The sequence below is a fragment of the Streptococcus sp. HMSC078H03 genome (assembly GCF_001808655.1).
Taxonomy (GTDB): Bacteria; Bacillota; Bacilli; order Lactobacillales; family Streptococcaceae; genus Streptococcus; species Streptococcus salivarius_G.
On record NZ_KV794123.1, the window covers coordinates 1 to 19,716 of the forward strand.

At 39.1% G+C, this 19,716-nt stretch carries 23 protein-coding genes; all 23 read right to left on the reverse strand.

Annotation, left to right across the window (positions count from 1 at the left end):
• Nucleotides 1–50: 50 nt before the first annotated feature.
• A complete protein-coding gene (locus tag HMPREF2607_RS09690; protein ID WP_021143465.1) occupies nucleotides 51–524 on the reverse strand; it encodes an ECF transporter S component in 474 nt (157 codons plus the stop codon).
• On the reverse strand, nucleotides 514–1,275 hold the full coding sequence (locus HMPREF2607_RS09695) for a bifunctional hydroxymethylpyrimidine kinase/phosphomethylpyrimidine kinase (RefSeq protein WP_021146694.1): 762 nt from the start codon (nucleotides 1,273–1,275) through the stop codon (nucleotides 514–516). The genes HMPREF2607_RS09690 and HMPREF2607_RS09695 overlap by 11 nt, the downstream gene beginning before the upstream one ends.
• Entirely contained in the window at nucleotides 1,268–2,014 is a 747-nt protein-coding gene (gene truA / locus HMPREF2607_RS09700) for a tRNA pseudouridine(38-40) synthase TruA (protein WP_021143462.1), read from the reverse strand. Before truA ends, HMPREF2607_RS09695 begins: the two co-directional genes overlap by 8 nt.
• 105 nt (nucleotides 2,015–2,119) lie before the next feature.
• Nucleotides 2,120–3,253, reverse strand: coding sequence for a molecular chaperone DnaJ (gene dnaJ, locus HMPREF2607_RS09705; RefSeq protein ID WP_002886399.1), 1,134 nt, complete (start codon nucleotides 3,251–3,253; stop codon nucleotides 2,120–2,122).
• A gap of 353 nt (nucleotides 3,254–3,606) precedes the next feature.
• Entirely contained in the window at nucleotides 3,607–5,430 is a 1,824-nt protein-coding gene (dnaK, locus tag HMPREF2607_RS09710; RefSeq protein ID WP_070476865.1) for a molecular chaperone DnaK, read from the reverse strand.
• A gap of 318 nt (nucleotides 5,431–5,748) precedes the next feature.
• Nucleotides 5,749–6,273, reverse strand: a complete 525-nt coding sequence (gene grpE, locus HMPREF2607_RS09715) for a nucleotide exchange factor GrpE (protein WP_021143461.1) — start codon at nucleotides 6,271–6,273, stop codon at nucleotides 5,749–5,751.
• Nucleotides 6,274–6,311: 38 nt separating this feature from the next.
• Nucleotides 6,312–7,346: a heat-inducible transcriptional repressor HrcA gene (hrcA, locus tag HMPREF2607_RS09720; RefSeq protein ID WP_021143460.1), complete on the reverse strand. Its 1,035-nt coding sequence runs from the start codon at nucleotides 7,344–7,346 to the stop codon at nucleotides 6,312–6,314.
• 192 nt (nucleotides 7,347–7,538) lie between these two features.
• Nucleotides 7,539–8,120, reverse strand: coding sequence for a glycoside hydrolase family 73 protein (locus tag HMPREF2607_RS09725; RefSeq protein WP_004182173.1), 582 nt, complete (start codon nucleotides 8,118–8,120; stop codon nucleotides 7,539–7,541).
• Complete coding sequence (locus tag HMPREF2607_RS09730) at nucleotides 8,117–8,914, reverse strand: M15 family metallopeptidase (protein WP_021143459.1); 798 nt, start codon at nucleotides 8,912–8,914, stop codon at nucleotides 8,117–8,119. The genes HMPREF2607_RS09725 and HMPREF2607_RS09730 overlap by 4 nt, the downstream gene beginning before the upstream one ends.
• Entirely contained in the window at nucleotides 8,901–9,605 is a 705-nt protein-coding gene (locus tag HMPREF2607_RS09735; protein ID WP_021143458.1) for a histidine phosphatase family protein, read from the reverse strand. Before HMPREF2607_RS09735 ends, HMPREF2607_RS09730 begins: the two co-directional genes overlap by 14 nt.
• A gap of 115 nt (nucleotides 9,606–9,720) precedes the next feature.
• Complete coding sequence (locus tag HMPREF2607_RS09740) at nucleotides 9,721–11,058, reverse strand: PFL family protein (protein ID WP_037604034.1); 1,338 nt, start codon at nucleotides 11,056–11,058, stop codon at nucleotides 9,721–9,723.
• Between the two features lie 17 nt (nucleotides 11,059–11,075).
• Nucleotides 11,076–11,342, reverse strand: coding sequence for an ACT domain-containing protein (locus HMPREF2607_RS09745; protein ID WP_002886390.1), 267 nt, complete (start codon nucleotides 11,340–11,342; stop codon nucleotides 11,076–11,078).
• 322 nt (nucleotides 11,343–11,664) lie between these two features.
• The gene (locus HMPREF2607_RS09750) at nucleotides 11,665–12,882 is read right to left on the reverse strand and encodes a CapA family protein (protein ID WP_014633796.1); all 1,218 of its coding nucleotides are present in this window, start codon (nucleotides 12,880–12,882) and stop codon (nucleotides 11,665–11,667) included.
• A gap of 164 nt (nucleotides 12,883–13,046) precedes the next feature.
• A complete protein-coding gene (srtB, locus tag HMPREF2607_RS09755; protein WP_014633795.1) occupies nucleotides 13,047–13,883 on the reverse strand; it encodes a class B sortase, LPKTxAVK-specific in 837 nt (278 codons plus the stop codon).
• 86 nt (nucleotides 13,884–13,969) lie between these two features.
• Complete coding sequence (locus HMPREF2607_RS09760; protein ID WP_002889684.1) at nucleotides 13,970–14,383, reverse strand: LPKTxAVK-anchored surface protein; 414 nt, start codon at nucleotides 14,381–14,383, stop codon at nucleotides 13,970–13,972.
• Between the two features lie 691 nt (nucleotides 14,384–15,074).
• Nucleotides 15,075–15,284 (reverse strand): helix-turn-helix transcriptional regulator, encoded by a 210-nt coding sequence (locus HMPREF2607_RS09765; protein ID WP_002886384.1) that lies wholly within the window; start codon nucleotides 15,282–15,284, stop codon nucleotides 15,075–15,077.
• A gap of 3 nt (nucleotides 15,285–15,287) precedes the next feature.
• Nucleotides 15,288–15,869, reverse strand: a complete 582-nt coding sequence (locus tag HMPREF2607_RS09770; protein WP_021143452.1) for a hypothetical protein — start codon at nucleotides 15,867–15,869, stop codon at nucleotides 15,288–15,290.
• A 583-nt stretch (nucleotides 15,870–16,452) separates the two neighbouring features.
• Entirely contained in the window at nucleotides 16,453–16,911 is a 459-nt protein-coding gene (locus tag HMPREF2607_RS09775) for a TMEM175 family protein (protein ID WP_230578928.1), read from the reverse strand.
• A 159-nt stretch (nucleotides 16,912–17,070) separates the two neighbouring features.
• On the reverse strand, nucleotides 17,071–17,721 hold the full coding sequence (locus HMPREF2607_RS09780; protein ID WP_021143450.1) for a DsbA family oxidoreductase: 651 nt from the start codon (nucleotides 17,719–17,721) through the stop codon (nucleotides 17,071–17,073).
• A gap of 19 nt (nucleotides 17,722–17,740) precedes the next feature.
• Entirely contained in the window at nucleotides 17,741–17,920 is a 180-nt protein-coding gene (locus HMPREF2607_RS09785; protein WP_014677714.1) for a type Z 30S ribosomal protein S14, read from the reverse strand.
• Nucleotides 17,921–18,190, reverse strand: a complete 270-nt coding sequence (locus HMPREF2607_RS09790; protein WP_037620098.1) for a hypothetical protein — start codon at nucleotides 18,188–18,190, stop codon at nucleotides 17,921–17,923.
• A complete protein-coding gene (gene trxB, locus HMPREF2607_RS09795) occupies nucleotides 18,187–19,107 on the reverse strand; it encodes a thioredoxin-disulfide reductase (protein WP_070476866.1) in 921 nt (306 codons plus the stop codon). The genes HMPREF2607_RS09790 and trxB overlap by 4 nt, the downstream gene beginning before the upstream one ends.
• An 8-nt stretch (nucleotides 19,108–19,115) precedes the next feature.
• Nucleotides 19,116–19,430 carry a thioredoxin gene (trxA, locus tag HMPREF2607_RS09800; protein ID WP_002889674.1) on the reverse strand — a complete coding sequence of 105 codons (315 nt, stop codon included), beginning with the start codon at nucleotides 19,428–19,430 and terminating at the stop codon, nucleotides 19,116–19,118.
• Nucleotides 19,431–19,716 lie beyond the last annotated feature (286 nt).

The window sequence follows — 19,716 nt, forward strand, 5'->3', positions numbered from 1 at the left end:
ATATCTTAACATCCAAATCAATACTTGTCAATAGGATTTTAGTAAAGCTATTAATCTTTTTTAGATTGAACCTTTTTGAATCCTTGATACAATACCCATCCAACGACTAGGCCGAGAGCGTTTTGGCAGAAATTAGGAATCACTTCTGCGATTGAAGCTCCTGTTCCATACATAAATACTGAAGCAAGTGCATAGCCACCCACCATCACAATTGTAGCAATCAGAAGGCCTAGGATACGATAGTTACCTTTAAATCCAGCAAAATAACCTTGTGCACCATGGATTAACAAACTAATGAACATCCATTGCGGAGCAGATGATAGCAAATCTATCAAAAATGCAGATAATCCTCCTACAATTGCTCCTTCTTTCTTGCCAAGATAGAAGGATGTGAAGTAGATTCCTGCATCTACCAAAGTTAAAAGCCCTGTTGGAGTCGGAATTTTAGCTACGAATCCAAAGGTCACTGATAAAGCAGTTAAGATAGCTAATAATGTTAGCTCTTTTGTTTTCTTATTTTGCATATTGAACTACTCCAAATTCATTTGATTGTTTAATTGATTCATAAACAAAGGCTTTAGCATTTGCCACAGCTTCAGTTTCTGAACATCCTTTAACTAATTCACTAGCTATACTTGAAGCAAATGTACATCCTGCACCGGTATTATTTTTATCCAGCACAGCTTCTTCAAACAATTTGTAGTCTGTTCCATCATAAAAGACATCTATCGCTTTATTACCATCCAAGCGATTTCCACCTTTGACAACGACAGTCTTAGCACCTAATTCATTGAGATAGCTAGCCGCATGCTTCATGTCATCAATAGTCTTAACCTTTCTATCTATAAGCAGTTCGACTTCAGGTAAGTTCGGAGTGATAACCGTGGTATAAGGGAAAAATTTAACCAATTCATCACGTAGTTGAGAAACTTCAACGTCATGAGTCTCCTTACATACTAAAACGGGATCCAAGACAATTGGAATATCAGAATGTTTTTTAACAAAATCCAACGTTAATTCTGCGATTTCAACGTTAGGCAACAAACCAATTTTTATTGCTGAGAATGGGACATCTTTTAGTGAGTCAAGTTGTTGTTTAAAAACATTAGTATCAACCGGAATGACCTCAAAACCATTCTCAGTCATAGCTGTCAAACAGGTAAGAGCCACAAATCCATGCTGTTTATTAGTGGTAAACGTCGCTAAATCTGCATGAAGTCCGCCACCACTAAAAATATCATTCCCTGAAATCGCTAAAATCAATTCATCACTCATATCTTATCTCCTTCAAATATAATCCATTTCCTGCTGCCGTTGGTCCTGCGAGATTACGATCACGACTTTCCAACACTGTCTTAACTTGTGAAACAGGCATGCGACCATTGCCAATCTTCAACAAGGTACCGACCATATTTCTAACTTGCTTATAGAGAAAACCATTGCCAGAAAAAGTAAAGATATAAAATCCAGTTTTCTCATCGATAGATACACTAGCCTGAGTAATTGTGCGTACTTTATTTTCTACAGAAGTTCCTGAAGCTGTGAAGCCTGTAAAATCATGTGTACCGACCAAATCCTTAGCAGCCTTCTGCATAGGTGCTAAACTTAGAGGGTAGGGATAGTGGGTCGCATAATTACGCATCATGGGGTTCTTAGGTCGCCCTGCATCTACTAGAAACTCATAGGTTTTACTGTGTTTATTGTATCGTGCATGAAATTCTTCTGATACAAGTTCAATACTAACAACATCAATGTCATCTGGACATTGTGTATCTAAACCAAAACGTAACTTCTCTGGATCCCGCTCCTGGGGCAAATCGAAGTGTATAACTTGTCCATAGGCATGAACACCTGCATCTGTACGACCCGCTCCATGAACGGTGACAGGTGTTCCGCTATTTAACCGTAAGAGAGTCTTTTCAAGTTCTTCTTGAATAGAACGTGCATTTGGTTGTCTTTGAAAACCTGAGAAAAGTGTACCATCATAGGAAATTGTCGCTTTGTATCTAACCATAAGATTATCATATCAGATTTTTTCAAGGATAAGAAGTAGGTCGATTAGCAACTGACCCCATACAATTTTCGAAATAAAGAAAAAGACGCCTTCAACGTCCTTCCTTTATAAATCTTCTAAGGCATCCTTTACTTTATTGAAGAAACCTTTTTTCTGTGGTGCGATTTTTTCATCACCACTTGCTTTGGCAAATGCAAGGAGAGCTTCTTTTTGAGCATCGTTTAGCTTCGTAGGAGTTACAATCTTAACTGTAACGTGTTGGTCTCCTTGTGAACCTCCACGAAGACGTGGAGCCCCCTTTCCTTTTAGACGGAAAGTTTTGCCTGTTTGAGTCCCTGCTGGAATGGTCATCTCAACATTTCCGTGAACTGTTGGTACTTCGACAGTATCACCAAGAGCAGCTTGGACAAAGGAAATGTTAAGTGTATAGTAAATTGTTGATCCATCACGAGTAAACTTATCGCTTGGATTAACATTGATGATTACAAAGAGGTCTCCATAAGGACCACCATTGAAACCAGCTTCACCTTGACCTGCAAGACGGATTTGTTGACCTGTTTCAACACCTGCTGGAATCTTGACAGATACTTTGTGGCTTTGTTTTTCATGTCCTGTTCCGTGACAAGTTTGACATGGCTCTTTAATTTCTTGACCTGTTCCATGACAGACATCACAGGTTACTTGACGACGCATCATACCAAGTGGTGTTTGCGTATCGACATTGATAACCCCTTGACCATGACAGCGACCACAAGTTACAGGGCTTGTGCCAGGTTTTGCACCAGATCCCGAACATGTCTTACATGTTGCTTCACGATTGTAGTGAACTTCTTTTTCGGCACCAAAAATCGCCTCTTCGAAGCTTAGGTTGACACGGTACTGAAGATCATCACCTTGACGTGGAGCATTCGGGTTACGAGTAGCACCACCACCAAAGAAGCTAGAGAAGATATCCTCAAAGCCACCAAAGCCTGCACCACCATCGAAGCCACCAAAGCCTCCTTGACCACCAAAACCATTCGCACCATCTGGTCCGTATTGGTCATAGGCTGCACGTTTTTGGTCATCACTTAAAGTTTCGTAGGCCTCTTGAACCTCTTTATATTTTTCTTCCGCACCCGGTTCTTTATTAATGTCTGGGTGGTATTTCTTAGACATCTTACGATAGGCACGTTTAATTTCATCTTGAGAGGCATCCTTAGATACCCCAAGACGATCGTAATATTCGGTATTGTTCATAATTTTAGATACAAAGGGCATCTAATGGAGAAAGCCAAAGTAATAGTTTTGAAGATGAACACCTAGTCCCTTGAAACCAACTATCTTTTTGGCTTAATCCCTAGCCCGTGTTCAACGACGAACACTCTTTGTTCCTTTCTATTTTATATTTGTTACGATACGAAGTAAAACTATATCTTATATTCACTTCACTTATTTTAGCGAAAAACAGAGGCTGGTTTGCAACCTCTGGATTTCTTTTTATCATTTACTAGCTAAGCTCAACACCTTACCGAACTGAGCACACCCTAACCTCTTGGTGAAAAAGAAAAATCTTCCTATTTTTACTGTGAGGTTTTAATGGACTTTACATCTTACTTTTCAGTAAACTCTCCGTCTACAACATCGTCGCCTGAGTTATCTGCTGTTTGTGCACCTTCTGCTCCTGCTTGAGCTTGTTGTGCTGCTGCAGCTTGTTCGTAAAGTTTAACTGCAAGAGCTTGAGCTTTTTCGTTAAGAGCTTCCAATTTAGCCTTCATGTCATCAAGATTGCCTGATTCTTGAGCTTTCTTAAGTTCATCAAGAGCTGATTGAGCAGCATCACGTTCTGTGTCGAAGCCTTTACCTTCTGTTTCTTTGATTGTTTTTTCAGTCGCAAAGATAGCTTGGTCAACTTCGTTACGAAGATCTACTTCTTCTTTACGTTTTGCATCTGCTTCAGCATTTGCTTCAGCATCTTTCATCATCTTTTCAATTTCTTCGTCTGTCAAACCAGAGTTAGATTGGATGACAATTGTTTGTTCTTTTTGAGTTCCAAGGTCTTTAGCTTTAACAGATACGATACCGTTCTTATCAATATCGAAAGTAACTTCGATTTGTGGAATACCACGAGGTGCAGCTGGGATATCAGTCAATTGGAAGCGTCCAAGAGTCTTGTTATCTGCTGCCATTGGGCGTTCCCCTTGAAGAACGTGGATATCAACGGCTGGTTGGTTGTCTGCTGCAGTTGAGAAGACTTGTGATTTAGATGTTGGAATAGTAGTGTTGCGGTCAATAAGTTTTGTGAACACTCCACCCATTGTTTCGATACCAAGTGACAATGGAGTTACGTCAAGAAGGACAACGTCTTTGACATCACCAGTAATAACACCACCTTGGATAGCAGCACCCATGGCAACTACTTCATCAGGGTTAACTGATTTGTTTGGTTCTTTACCAGTTTCAGCTTTAACAGCTTCTACAACGGCAGGGATACGAGTTGAACCACCGACAAGGATAACTTCGTCAATATCTGACAAGCTCAAACCTGCATCTGAAAGGGCTTGACGAACTGGAGTTTTCGTACGTTCTACAAGGTCACGAGTCAAATCATCGAATTTCGCACGAGTCAATGTCATTTCCAAGTGAAGAGGTCCAGCCTCACCAGCAGTGATGAATGGCAAGCTGATTTGTGTTGAAGTAACACCAGAAAGGTCTTTCTTAGCTTTTTCAGCTGCATCTTTCAAGCGTTGAAGAGCCATCTTGTCTGTTGACAAGTCGATTCCATTTTCTTTCTTGAATTCTTCAACCATGTGGTCGATGATTTTTTGGTCAAAGTCATCACCACCGAGTTTGTTATCCCCTGCAGTTGCCAACACGTCAAAGACACCGTCACCAAGTTCAAGGATAGATACGTCGAATGTACCACCACCAAGGTCGAATACCAAGATTTTTTCTTCTTTATCAGTCTTATCCAAACCGTAAGCAAGAGCTGCTGCTGTTGGTTCGTTGACGATACGTTCTACTTCAAGACCAGCGATTTTACCAGCGTCTTTTGTTGCTTGACGTTGTGCATCGTTGAAGTAAGCAGGAACTGTGATAACTGCTTTAGTTACTTTTTCACCAAGATAATCTTCAGCATAACCTTTCAAGTATTGAAGAATCATAGCTGAAATCTCTTGTGGTGTGTATTCTTTACCGTTTGCAGAAACTTTTTCAGAAGTACCCATCTTAGATTTGATAGAGATGATTGTATCTGGGTTTGTTACTGCTTGACGTTTTGCAGCGTCACCAACGATGATTTCACCGTTTTTGAATGACACAACAGATGGAGTTGTGCGGTTACCTTCTGGGTTTGCGATAATTTTTGATTCAGTTCCTTCAAGAACTGCTACTGCTGAGTTTGTTGTACCTAAGTCAATACCAATGATTTTAGACATATGTTTTTCCCCTTTTTACTTTAATTTCTATTTTGCTTTTTTTATCTTTCATTCATAGTTTTCTGTCATTTCGGACAAGTTTTCAATTATGTTACGACACAAGAAGTCGAAATCGATTTTATTTTGACGACGAGTTAGTAAGGAGGCTAGGCAATCGCTATGGCGCTTGCCGTTTTCTGACGAGTTGCTTCAGCAACCGTCAGAATTGCCTAGTTGAACACGCCCTAAGCTCTGGGTAAAAAAGATAGATTTCCTTGTGTTCATCGAACACTTCGTCAATCTCCTATTTTTACTGTGAGCTTTTACGGACTTTGTATCCTAGTTGTATACAACTACCATGGCTGGGCGTAAGACGCGTTCGTGGAGTTTATATCCTTTTTGGAAAACTTGTGCAATCGTGTCTGCTGGATGTTCATCATCTGCAGGCATTGTTTGAATTGCCATGTGGAAGTTATGATCGAAATCACCATCAGCTGGAATTTCTTCAATTCCTTCCTCTTTAAGAGCATGCACTAAACTTTCTTGCACCATTTCCAAACCTTTTTTGACATCATCAGTCAAGCCCTCAACGGCAAGAGCACGTTCAAGGTTATCAAGTGATGGCAAAATCGCTTTTGCCAAATCTTGGCTACGATACTTTTGCAATTGTTGACGTTCTTCATTTGCACGTCGCTGAATGTTTTGCATTTCTGCATGGGCACGAAGGTATTTGTTTTCAAATTCTTCGGCACGCGCTTGGGCTTCTTCAAGTTCAGAAGGTTCGCTTACTTCCTCTACAACTTCTTCAGTTGTCTCCGTAGCTTCCTCTTCTTTCACGTCTTCTTTTTTAATATCTTCAGTCAAGGCATACACCTCTTTCTATACTTTTTAAATGTTATATTTTAGCTAACTTCATAATGGTTACTATTGAGGTAACGGTAATAATCCGTCAACTTCATAACCAAAACTCTACTAATAACATTGACCAAACTAACCATGCGACGATAATCCATTTCAACTGGACCAATCACATGCATGAGTGCCATCCCACGATAAGGAATTAGGAATTTATGACTCATAACTGTGACATTTTCAAGCGCTTCTTCAGTTGATTCTGCAACCGAAATCTTGGTCACTTCATCATCGGAGATAGCTGATCGAAGCTCAAGTGCCACATGTTGTGGATTGTCCAAAAATTGATAGGTTTTTAAGTCGGCATAAGTCAGTGATGCAACCTTACCTTCGATGAAAATCAATTCCTTAAAAAGTTGTGAAAAGATATAATCAAACAAATCTAGAACATTATCTGTTATCTTGAAATACTTTTGCACAATCTGAGGAATCTCAGTTCTCAATCGGTAATGGATCTCTAAGACAGTGTTTCCTAAAAAACGTTCTTGAACAAGCTTATGAAGAATTTCCAAATCACTAGACAAGAAATTTTTTGGAATAGCAAATTGAACTGTCACAGGCTTAGATTCATCTAGAGTAAGAACCGCTAAAGCGTCGTGATTGGATAGATGAACAATGTCAAATCCAGTCAGACGTTGTCGTGTCGGTTCCACATCTTGAATCACTGCTGTACATCCTGTCATTTCTGCCAGCAGCTTCGCCGCTGCATCCAAGATATCTTCAAGTTTAAAGGCTTCAAAATCAAAGGCCTTGACCACTTGATAAACATCTTGTTCATCAATCGTATCAAGATTCAAAGAATTAGCGACGAAATACTGGAAACCTGCTCGGCTTGGCATACGCCCACTAGAAGTATGAGCTTTTTCAAGATAGCCCATTTTTTCAAGCTTGGCCATGTCATTACGAATGGTCGCTGAACTCGAATCAATTGATTCTTGTAATGCTTTAGAACCAACCGGTTCATGTGTACGAGTGAACATCTCAACTATCAAATTCAAAATAGTGTTTTGCCTTTGCGTAATCACGATGTCACCTCATTTCTATTTATTAGCACTCTAACACATCGACTGCTAACTTATGATTCTATTATACACCTAAACTTGAACATGTCAACCCAAAAAACCAAAAAATTAGCACTCTTATAATAAGAGTGCTAAAAATACATCTTAAGACCTAGAAAAGCAAAAAAAGAGCACCTCAGAGGCACTCTAATCTTATCAATCATATTTTGACAAATGATAGGTCTCAATAATAGATATGAGGTGTTTGGCATAATCTGGATCACTGCTAAAACCCGCAGCTTGTAGTTTTTCTGCCGCAACTTTATAACTAGTCGTTCCTGCTACCTCTTTATAGGTCGACTCGCCCCATGTTCCTTGGCGAAGTTCTTCTAAATAAGTCATCATAGAACTTGACCAATCCTTAAAAACTGCAAAATCCACCTTTTGGTATTGCCATTTCCCTTTACTGTAGATACTATCCTTTAAACGAATACGTTCTTGACCTGGCTGAGCAGGGAGACTGTAGATGTTATGATATTTAACAGATAAAAGACTGCTACCATAATTTGACTCATATGCAGCTTGACTAAGGAGAATAGACGCAGGTACACCATAGTTTTTAGACATCTTTTGAGCTGTTGGAGCTAAGGTCTCAATAAATTCTTGCTGTGTGTAAGCAACCTTTACCGCACGAGCATTATCATCTGTAGAGGCATGAAGAATCAAAGGTAAGAGAATACCTAAAGCAAAAACAACAACTAAGGTAATGAAGGCTTTTAGTTTAAAACGTCGTCTCACTTAGCTTTCTCCTTTAATAATGCCAAATATTCCTCCAAAGTAAGATTATGTTCAGTCATATACTCTGCCGACTCTTTACCAACATAGCGGAAATGCCAATCCTCGTAGCCTACACCAGTTGATGATGTTTTACCATCTGGAAAACGAAGAACAAAGCCATATTTCGGCGCCAACTCTTTGACTTTAGCTACTGTATCTGGATCTGCTTCATTTAAGCTATCTACAGTACTCATATCAATCGCAAGACCCGTCTGGTGTTCACTCGCTCCTGGTGGTTGTGAATAGGTTTGAACCTTTTTCTCCGCCTGAGACTCCGTCAAACTTGGGTCAGCAGCCATTTCCTGCTGAACATAACTGTTATAAAGTTCTGTCTGATAAGCAACACTACGATAACCTGATATCAAGTGGTAACTTGGATCAATTTCTTGAGCAGCTGCTAAAAACTCCTTAACATTCTTAGCAATTCTCGCATCTACAGAAACACCATCGACATCAACAATCTCAGGATTAAGTTCTTTAGACTTATTATCTCGATTTACCAAAAGCAATTCCCAGTCTTTAGGCGATACATCAGGTAGTCCCTTTGTATCCTTGCTTTGAGTCACATCGGTAGCTTGCTTACTACCTTTTATTACCGACGATCTATTGGTTTGTTGAACCGTACGATTGACACCAAATACAGAATAAAGTCCTGCTGCAACTAAAAGGACTGCAATCAAGACACTACTGATAACCAAAAACCAGTTGGTTTGCTTTTTCGCCTGACGGCGACTTGGATAGTTATTTTTTACCATTTTCTTTTTCTATTATCTCTCGCCCAACCTGACGATAAGTCATATCGCCAAGTGCTTCTAATGTAAATTTACCATTTTCATAAACAACAACAGTAACCGAACCGTTGTCCAATGAAGGATGCTCGACAGAAGGATCAATTAACCATGCAAAAGTTGCGATAGTCATACCGTGACTAACGACGATAGCATCACCACCACCAGACCTCTCAAGATCCTCAGCAATAGCTGTAAACCCTTCTATAATACGTTTTCTGAGCACTTCCCAAGACTCTGCCCAACCAGCCGTATCCACATCAAGGATACCTTGTGCAAGTTCAGGATAAGTTACCTCATGTAACTCCTTACCTTGAAAAGCATCTGTTCTCGGTAGCACACCGTAGAAAAGTTCACCATCATAGCCACCATCTAAACTACCAAAACACCACTCACGAATACGTTTGTCACGTTTATAGGGAATAGTTTCTAAACCCGTCTCACGCAAAATGATATCCATAGTTTGAATCGTTCGACCTGAATCACTAGAATATGCAGCTTTAAAAGGAATACCTGCTGCTTTCAGACCTACCCCTAATTCACGAATACCTTCTTCACCGAATGGGGTCAATGGGCTATCAGACCAACCTTGTGCACGACCAATGGTGTTAAACATGGTTTTGCCGTGTCTTGCAATATACAACTTAACCTTACTCATAGTGCCCCTTCTTTCCGTCATTTTTGAATTCATTATAGCACAAATCCCCTCGACTATCTAGCCAGCGAGACCATCAGAAAATGCCTTACCAATTGGCAAAGCATTTATCATCCGTTTAGTTTTTAAAGCTGTGAACAGGAGCTGGGATTTGACCACCACGCGCAATGAAGTCAGCCGATGAAGCTTTGTTTACCTTCATTACCGGTGCATACCCAAGAAGACCTCCAAGTTCCAGCATGTCACCTTCCTTACCATAAGGAATAATACGAACAGCTGTTGTTTTCTGGTTAATAACACCGATAGCCGCTTCATCAGCAATCATGGCCGCGATTGTAGTATCTGGCGTATCAGCAGGAATAGCAATCATGTCTAGACCAACAGAACAGATAGCTGTCATAGCTTCCAATTTTTCAAGGTTGATATGACCAGATTTAACAGCCGCAATCATACCCTCATCTTCAGAAACTGGAATAAAGGCACCTGACAAACCACCAACTTGGTTACATGCCATGATACCACCTTTTTTAACTTGGTCATTAAGAAGGGCTAGAGCTGCAGTAGTACCATGCGTACCAACAACTTCAAGACCCATCGCTTCAAGGACACGGGCTACTGAATCACCAACTGCTGGTGTTGGCGCAAGAGACAAATCCACAATACCGAACTCGACACCAAGACGTTCACTGGCCATTTGACCAACCAACTGACCAACACGTGTGATTTTGAAGGCAGTCTTCTTAACTGTTTCAGCTAAAACATCGAAACTTTCGCCTGGAACTTTCTCAACTGCACGTTGCACAACACCAGGACCTGAAACCCCAACATTGATTACAACATCAGCCTCACCAACACCGTGGAAGGCACCTGCCATAAATGGATTATCTTCAACCGCATTGGCAAAGACAACCAACTTACCTGGACCCATTGGATCTTCCTGAGAAGCCTCTTTGATGATACGCCCCATGTCACGTACTGCTGTCATGTTAATACCAGTCTTTGTTGAACCAATGTTAACAGACGAACAGACAAAATCAGTCTCAGCAAGCGCACGTGGAATAGAATTGATAAGAATCTCATCACCTTTTTGGTAACCCTTTTGAACGAGCGCAGAGAAACCACCAATAAAGTTAACGCCGATTTCCTTAGCTGCTCGGTCAAGCGCCTTCGCAAAAGGTACATAGTCTGTAGCATCTGTTGCCGCACCGATGATTGAAATCGGAGTAACAGATACACGTTTATTAACAATCGGAATACCAAGTTCAGCCGCAATCTCGTCGCCAACAGTTACCAAATCCTTAGCCTTAGATACAATCTTGTTATATACTTTTTCAGCTGCCTTATCGATATCTGAATCGATACAGTCTAGGAGTGAGATTCCCATGGTAATGGTACGAACATCAAAATTCTGTTCCTCAATCATGGCAATGGTTTCTGTGACCTGTTTAATATCCATTTTAAGCTACTCCTATCTTACAAGTTGTGCATCGCATCAAAAATCGCTGAACTTTGGATGTTGATTTTAACGTTCAATGACTCACCAAAGGCTTCCAATTCAGCACGTAGGTGTGTAAAATCTTGTTTGTCTTCTGATGATACAACCGCCATCATGGTAAAGAATTCATCAAGAACTGTTTGAGAAATATCATCAATATTCAAGCCAAGTTCTGCCACCTTAGTCGCAACACCCGCAACAATACCTGATTTGTCCTTACCTACAACTGTAATAATCGCTTTCATGAGAAGCCTCCATCATTTTATTTTGTATAATTTTAGCATATTTTGATTAAAAATGCTATTTTTTATGAAATTTGCATATTTTTTCTTGAAAAAGACGAATGTTTCCGAGGAATTTAACTAATATCGTTTATGAAAATATCCTCTCTTTGCCCCAACTACTTGTGGATAAACTTGTTCACAACCTAAATAATATCTTTCTTATAAAACCTTGAAAAATCAAGATTCAACACTATCAACAGACTTTTCCACACCTGTGGATAAGTCTGTGGGTAACTTGTCGATAAACAAAAAAATATCGCCAAATTCAGGCGATATCTTAGCTTTATTTCCATTTTAAATTAACATGGGCATTCATTTCTTTATAAGCAGTATCTATACGCTCTTTGGTTTCTTCATCCAGTTTATTTCTATATTTACCACCTTTAATGAAATCCTCTAAAATATAAGTTTGGTAAGTATACAAAGGGTATCCCTCTGGCGAACTTGTTCCTTTAGGCGTACGGTTAACCCAAGTCGGATGTGCTTGAGCCGTCTTAATCGTGGTTTGACCATTCTTTTTCTCAAGGGTGACATCCATTAAGACACCTCTCTCTGTCCACTCTGCACTATCCACACCATCCATAGTCTCTATGCGCTGGTTAGAAATGAAATTCCCCATTGAGTAAATAATAAGTTTTTGCTGTCCATCCTTTTTAACCACCTCAGAAGGTTCTACCACATGAGGATGACCTCCAAAGATAATATCGGCACCCCAATCAATCATCTTATGATAAAGTTTAACCTGTTCATCTGTCGGTTCCAAACGATATTCAACACCCATCTGAGGCATGATAACCGTGATATCCGCTTCTTTTTCGGCACGCTGAATCTCGGCTTTCATACGTTTTTCATCCAAATTCGATAAGTGGTCTGCAACCTCTTTATCCGTCAAGTTCGACTCTAGGCCATTGTAACCATAAGCATAGGAAAGTATTGCAACTTTGATACCATTAACATTCTTGATAAGAAGTGGTGCCTTGTCTCGCACCGGCTTTTCGTAAACGCCAATAGGATCAATTCCCACTTTTTTAAAAGCATCAGCCGTTGTAAAAGCTCCCTCTAAACCAGAATCCAAGATATGATTATGGGCCAAATCCATAACATCATAACCAGCATCCTTAATAGCTGCTGTCACTGATTGAGGAGCATTAAACAGAGGATAGCCTGACAAAGGATAATCAGGATTAATCGTTCCCTCGAAATCACCCAAAACCAAATCAGCCTGCTTTAACCACGGCTTCACATAAGTAAAATTCTCCGTGAAATCATAGCTGCCATCTGCCTGCAGGGCACTCATATAGAGACCGTCATGATAGAGCAAGTCCCCATTAGCCATGATACGTGCTGTCTGTACCTGGTTCGAGGCATTCTTTTGCTGTTCGTTCTTACTATGAACAATTAAAATCTCAAGAAAAAGCAAACCTAAGACGAGAGCAATCAACCCCATCAAAATCTTATTAGTCATCGCATTGTCACGCTTTTTAGCCTGGCTCTGTTTCATAATACTCTCCTTTTTCATACTTCTAGTGTACCAAAAAAACTTATCCATTGATGATAAAAAAGATTAATAAACGGTTACATCTCAATTCCACGACGGTTGAAAACATCAGTTTTCTTAGACAAGATAAAAACTCTACTTCATATGAAGTAGAGTTTTGTTAATGATTAACGTGTTGGTGTGTATTCCAAATCTTTACCGTGTTTAGCTACAAAATCAGACATTTCAGAGTCTGGAATTTGACGCAAGTAGAGATTAGCACGAATCGTTTCATCTTCCTCACGACAAGTCGAAAGAACGAGGTATTTATCTGAAGCACTAACCTTCAAATCCTTGTTTTTAACACTTGCTTGATCATAAATGATATCCAACTGTTGTTTAAAGTCTTTATCGCTTTCAAATGATGTACGATAGAAAGCTGTGTCTTCAGGCACAATTACCATAGCAAGCGCTTCATAATAATACTTACGTTGAGGCGTCTCAATAACAACATATTTGTGTTTATCAAAAAACGACTGATCACTATAGTAGTTAACATCGTTGAACATACGACTATCAGCAACCTTACTTCCTCGAGCATGACCGAAGAGCCAAGTCAAACGATCGCTAAAATCTTTCTTATTATCTGTATCCATGAAGACAGTTCCCAAATATGGAACGTTTCCTCCATCAAATGTTTTATCTAAGTAGGTTGAATTGTCCGTTGTTTGAACAACTGGCTCATCCAATTTAGTCCCTGGTGCATAGACATAAGCGATAGTATCAGGGTTTGTCGCCTCAAGACCATCAAATTTATTTTTGAGGTAGGCTTTCTCCTCATCTGAAACTTTATAAGTGTTTGCTTTTTTAGTCGTTAAAACACTCTTAACACCATTAGAGGATGATGCTGTCGGAGACATAAACTGGAAGCCAAGGAAGATAGCCAAAGCAGCAATGACTAAGGCCGAAATCCCAGCAATCAGTTTTTTGCGAGATCCAGTAGATTTACGATTATGATTACTCATGAAATGTCAAATCCTTTTCTTTATCCATAGAAAAATATCACCGAAGCTCTAGCCCCAGTGATATTCTTTTTTGCAATAGCAGTTAATTATTTAACAGCTGCTGTGTTTGGAAGAGCTTTAGCTTCAGCTTTAGCTGCTGGAGCTTTCTTTTCTGCAGCTTTAACAGCTTTAGCTTCTTCTTTAGCGTCTTTGTTAGCGTTAGCTTTATCAGTAACTACAAACTCATCTTTGATGATGTTTCCGTTAGCATCACGTTTTGGTTCGATGTGTTCACCAGCATCTTCAAATTTTTGTTTAGTTGAATCTGCGTCAACGTTGTTAAGACCATCTTTAGCAGCTTGAGTAAGACCACCTTCGTTGTTTGTGAAGAAGTCACCACCAGTTGCTTCAGTTTTGTTATCAAGGTTTCCAGTGTGAACGTTACCGTCGTTAGCGAATACTGCTGCTGATGAAGCGAATACTGCAAGAACTGCAGCTGATGTAAGCAATACTTTTTTCATAATTGTTTCTCCTCTAATGGATTATTATATATTTAGTATCAGGACCTCCCTGACATCTATAGATTATAACACTATCTAGAGATATGTCAACAATTTTTAAAAACTTTTTTAAATTTTTAATATATCCTACAATTCCTACAAACAAAGGGTTTTTGAAGTCTGTTACCAAATAGTAATAATTAATCATTTTTAATTTTAATGTTATTTTAGGTAATTTATTATGTCCTCTGCTAAGTTTAAATACAAATTTAAATCATATATAAAAGCATAATTTGTAAAATATACATTCATTATTATGTGAAGTTTTTTGGCCAAAAATCAAGAGATATTTAATAGACGCATAAAACCCTTTACTGATAATATGTTTGAAGTATATAACAATATCATCTTTCAAATGAATGTACTCATTCACTCTGAGCGCTTTTGTATGATAACTACATAATATGCAAGACCTCAAAATTGAATAGATTAGAGAAATATTAGCATTTTTGAAAGTATTTCGGCCTAAAAAGTTCTATTATTGGGTTAAAATGCTTGAAAAATAAACTATTATCTTATTTTTGAATGCGTTTCAACTAAGGTGAAGTCAAGAAAATTCCTTTGAAAACACTCCCTCTTACCAAAACCTCTTCTCAGAAAAACAAGTCTCCAAAAAACTAATACACAAATCAATTGGATTGTTTTACTTCTCTTATTTCAGACGAAATAGTTCTTCCACTTGTTTATTAAAGACTTGTGCTATTTTTAAAGCCATTTCCAACGAAGGGTTGTAGCGGTTATTTTCTAAGTGAACAATCGTTTCTCTCCGTATTCCTACTTGATCTGCTAAATCTTGTTGAGTCATACCATAAGCTTCCCTTACTTCTTTCAAGTTAGTCTTTATTTTACTTTCTTTCGCCATATTTCATCCCCTTTTTTCAATGATAAAGTAAGTAATGGCAAATAATAAGAGTAAAAAAGCCACCAAAATATAAAGAAATCCAGCATTCAAAACGAAAACTTTACAGACAGCTATCAAGGTTGCAATTCCCAATAATATAAAGATTGCTATTGTAAACAAAATGGAAGAGGACTTTGCAATATTTCTATAAAATCGTTCATCAGGTTCTTCATTAATTCTCTTGAATAAGAAGTAAAACATTAATAACAATTGAACACTTAATCCAATTCCTAACATTATATTCTTAATCAAAGAACCAGGAGTTAGAAGCCAAACTCCAATTGTATAGATCGATGACGAGAGAAGTACAAGCACTGTATATAATTTTGCAGTAATCCCAAACATATTTTTCTCTTTCTTTTGATAGGTTGATTTTGAGAGGACCGATTGCATCGTACAAGCCAAATACGTAGGAAGCCAAGACATCGTCATAATAGCACCTTTTGCTAGAATCGGTAGGTGATTCCCCAGCAATAAAACTAAACATACAACAATAAGCACGCTAGCGATATAAAGGATTATCTTTAAGTTCTTCGACATTTTCATTTTCGTCACCTTCTTTCACCATGTTATAAATACATCACACCTTATCTGTTATAAATATATCACATTGTTATAAGAATTTCAAGATGAAGACAAAACTCTAGTAAGATTTTGAACAATTTTCAGAAATCTATACAAAAAAGCACCCATGAGGTAAACTCTTGAGTGCTTTGAAACGTTGATATAATCGTATCGATTAACGTTTTGAGTGCAGTGGTTGCCATCCAATCAAATGTCGCTTCGCTTGTTTTCTTGGGGCAACTATGCATAGCATATCTCTATGCGACTAAAGTCGCTAGAGCTATCCTAATTGCGCACCGCCAATTCTCATACAAAAAACACCTTGCAAGTTGCAAAGTATTTTCGTTTGTATTGTGCTTCCCAGCAACGAATTAACGTTTTGAGAACTGTGATGCTTTACGAGCTTTCTTAAGACCTGGTTTTTATAACCGATGCTATTTAGCCATTATTTTTAGTCTTTTTCAAGATTTGTTGCTTAAAAAACCATAGATAACATTAACAATCATCAGTAGCGGGGCAAGAGAAATAAAATTTGGAAAAAGATAACCAACTAATAATATGATCACTAGCTGCAATCCATATAATAGTGCCCACCGATAAGGTATCTTTTTTCTTCAGCTGATAACGGTCTTTGACTCGTCTTGATCACCATTGCTGTCATGATTATCCAAGCTACATCCCAAAGGGCAAGAACGATGAGGTAAAACAGGAGAAAGGCAAAATTAGCGGAATGCTGTCCAATCCCTCGAGTCGCTAAGGGAACAAAACTAGCTGTTAAAAGCCAAAAACTATTGACTCCAAATAAACGAAAGCTGACATGATCTACTAATTTGTAGAGTTCATGATAATATAGCCAGACTGCCATGATTTGCAAAAAACTAGTAATGTAGATAAAAAGCATGGGTAGCATGCTTCTAAGTCCTACTACTGTCAATTCCTCAGGTAACTGTAACTCCAAGGCCATAATTGTGACAATAATGGCCAATATAGCATCTGACAAGGCTTCTACCCTTTGTTTTTCCATTCTGCCCTCCTAATGACTGCTTTTTTGCTTTTTTCTAATGGCTGAGAGGTAGTTTCTAACGGCTGTGTTGAGGGCTCTATGCTGCAGCCATCAATCCCACAAACTAAACCTGTCTCTTCTGAATTGCTGTCTAATAGTTGAAAAGGGGTATCTATCATTTTATTGTGCTCCTTCCTCTGCTTGAATTTGTTTTAATACCGCTAACATGTATTCATAAGGCTGAGCACCTGAAATGCCATACTTATTGTTCAGAACAAAGAAAGGTGCACCTTGAACGCCTGATTGATTGGCTTCTAAGATATCGCGTTTGACCTCGTCAGCAAACGCATCGCCAGCAAGAACCTGCACTGCCTCTTCTTGTGGTAGAGCGAACTCACTGATAACAGCTAGTAACACAGAATGATCCGCAATATTGGCATGTTCTTCAAAGTAAAGATAGTACAAGGCCATAATGAAATTTTGATGATCTTTTTTATCTAAATACTTCTGCGACCATTTAATAAGACGGTGAGCTGAAAAGGTGTTGGTTGGGATAATCCCCGCCATATCAATACGAAGCCCTTCTTCATTTCCCACGCTTTCCATGTGCACAAACTGAGCTTTAGCTTGCTCAGTGGTCATACCGTGACTGGCAGCAAACTCTGTGAGCATGGTTTCACTTGTTTCTAAAGGCGCATTGGGATTTAGCTGGTAAGCTTTCATTGTCAGATCTTCCGGGTTTAAACCAACAGCTGCCATAGCACGCTTCATCCGACTAGCACCAATGTAACAAAATGGACAGGCAATATCTGACCAGTAACTAATTTCCATATTTCTTCCTTTCTTTCTACTACCAAGAAGCTTTTTTCAACCCAGGAATGACACCTTGGTAAACTTGCTGGCGTAAACAAATCCGACAAAGTTTAAACTTGCGGTAAACCGAATGCGGGCGGCCGCATGCCAAACAGCGTGAGTATTCTTGAACCGGATAGGCCTTCTTTTTCCTTTGTATCAAAGCTTTTCTTGCCATTTAAACCTCTTTCTTATCCACCAATTGACCCTTTTTAAAGACTAATAAACTCGTCAGGGTAGGCTGAATGCCAAATAAAGAAATAAGACGGGGCACTTGAAAAATATCTGCTTGGTAAAGCACCAAATGCTCTCGTTCAGCCGTGTCTATGAGTTCTTTTTGCCCAAGAGACGATAGACTGCATTGATTTCCTGAAACAAGAAGAGCTAGATTTTGATGTTCGGCTAACAGTTCTTCTAATTCGATACTAGACGTGACTGATTTCATCATAGGTTATCAATATAGGCCAATGTATCTAGGGCAGCAATGGCACCGCTACCTGCTGCAGTAATGGCTTGTTGGTATTTTGGATCTTGCACATCACCAGCTGCAAAAATACCTGCAACAGAGGTCTTTGCTGTTCCTGCCTGTGTTTGAATATAGCCTTTATCATCCAATGCTAATTTTCCATCAAGAAAATCGGTGTTTGGCTGATGACCAATGGCCACAAAGAGACCGTCAGCCTGAATGTGCTCAATATCACCTGTTTCATTATTACGAACATCCAAACCAGTCATTCCCATCAGATTAGATGTAACTTTGACAGGCGTGTAATTTAACATCCAATGAATTTTATCATTTGCCTGAGCCCATTTGGCCATAATATCAGATGCGCGTAACTCATTGCGGCGGTGGACAACGGTCACCTTCGATGCAAAGCGTGTCAAATAGAGGGCTTCTTCCATAGCGACATCACCCCCGCCAACTACAAGGATTTCACGCTCTTTATAGAAGAAAGCATCACAGGTCGCACAAGCGCTGACACCTTTTCCGATGGCCTCTTCTTCGCCTTCAATCCCTAGGTATTTAGCGCTAGAGCCTGTTGCGATAATAACGGCCTTGGTATCAATGATTTCACCATTATCCAGATGTACCTCGAAAGGAGACGATTCGCCTTCAATTTTTTGAACAAATCCAAAGGTCATTTCGGTGCCAAACTGTTCTGCTTGGCGGCGCATTGTTTGGACTAATTCATTGCCATCAATCCCGTTTTCAAAACCTGGATAATTTTCTACGAGGGTTGTGGTGGTTAATTGACCACCCTCAGAATAGCCTGTGATCAATCGATTTTTCAAACCAGCTCGACTTAAATAAATGCCAGCTGTGTACCCTGCAGGTCCTGAACCTACAATAATTGCATCATACATAAATCACCTCATGATAACTGTGCTTGGATTTTTTCTATCAATGTTTGTTTAGGATGAACACCAACAAGAGCATCAACGGGTTTGCCATCTTTAAAAATCACCATTGTTGGGATAGAACGAATGCCAAAGAGATTGGCCAGATCTTGTGATTGGTCCACATCCACCTGAGCAATCGTTACTTTTCCGTCAAAGTCCTGTGAAAGTTCTTCCACTACCGGCTCCATCATCCGACAAGGTGGGCACCACTGCGCCCCAAAATCGATAAAACTTACCCCATTTTGGATAGATTTCGCAAATGTTTCGGTTGTTAGTTGTGTCGTCATAAAAAACTCCTATCTAAAATAAACCGCTTCTATTCAATCATATAATTGAATAGCATAAGAATAAAAAAATGAATTTCAAAAAGGTTAACTTAGCCCTTCTAAAAATCCAATTTGTATCACTTAGTTTCTTTGAGATACTAAATAAGAAGTATTTCAAAGATGTAATTCAATAAATTTATTGAACAGGTTGAGTAAAAAAGAAATTCAACTGTTTTATTGAATAATTGAATTATAGCACACTAAATCTATTTTGCAATGATTTTGCTCACGAGTCTCCGGTTATAAG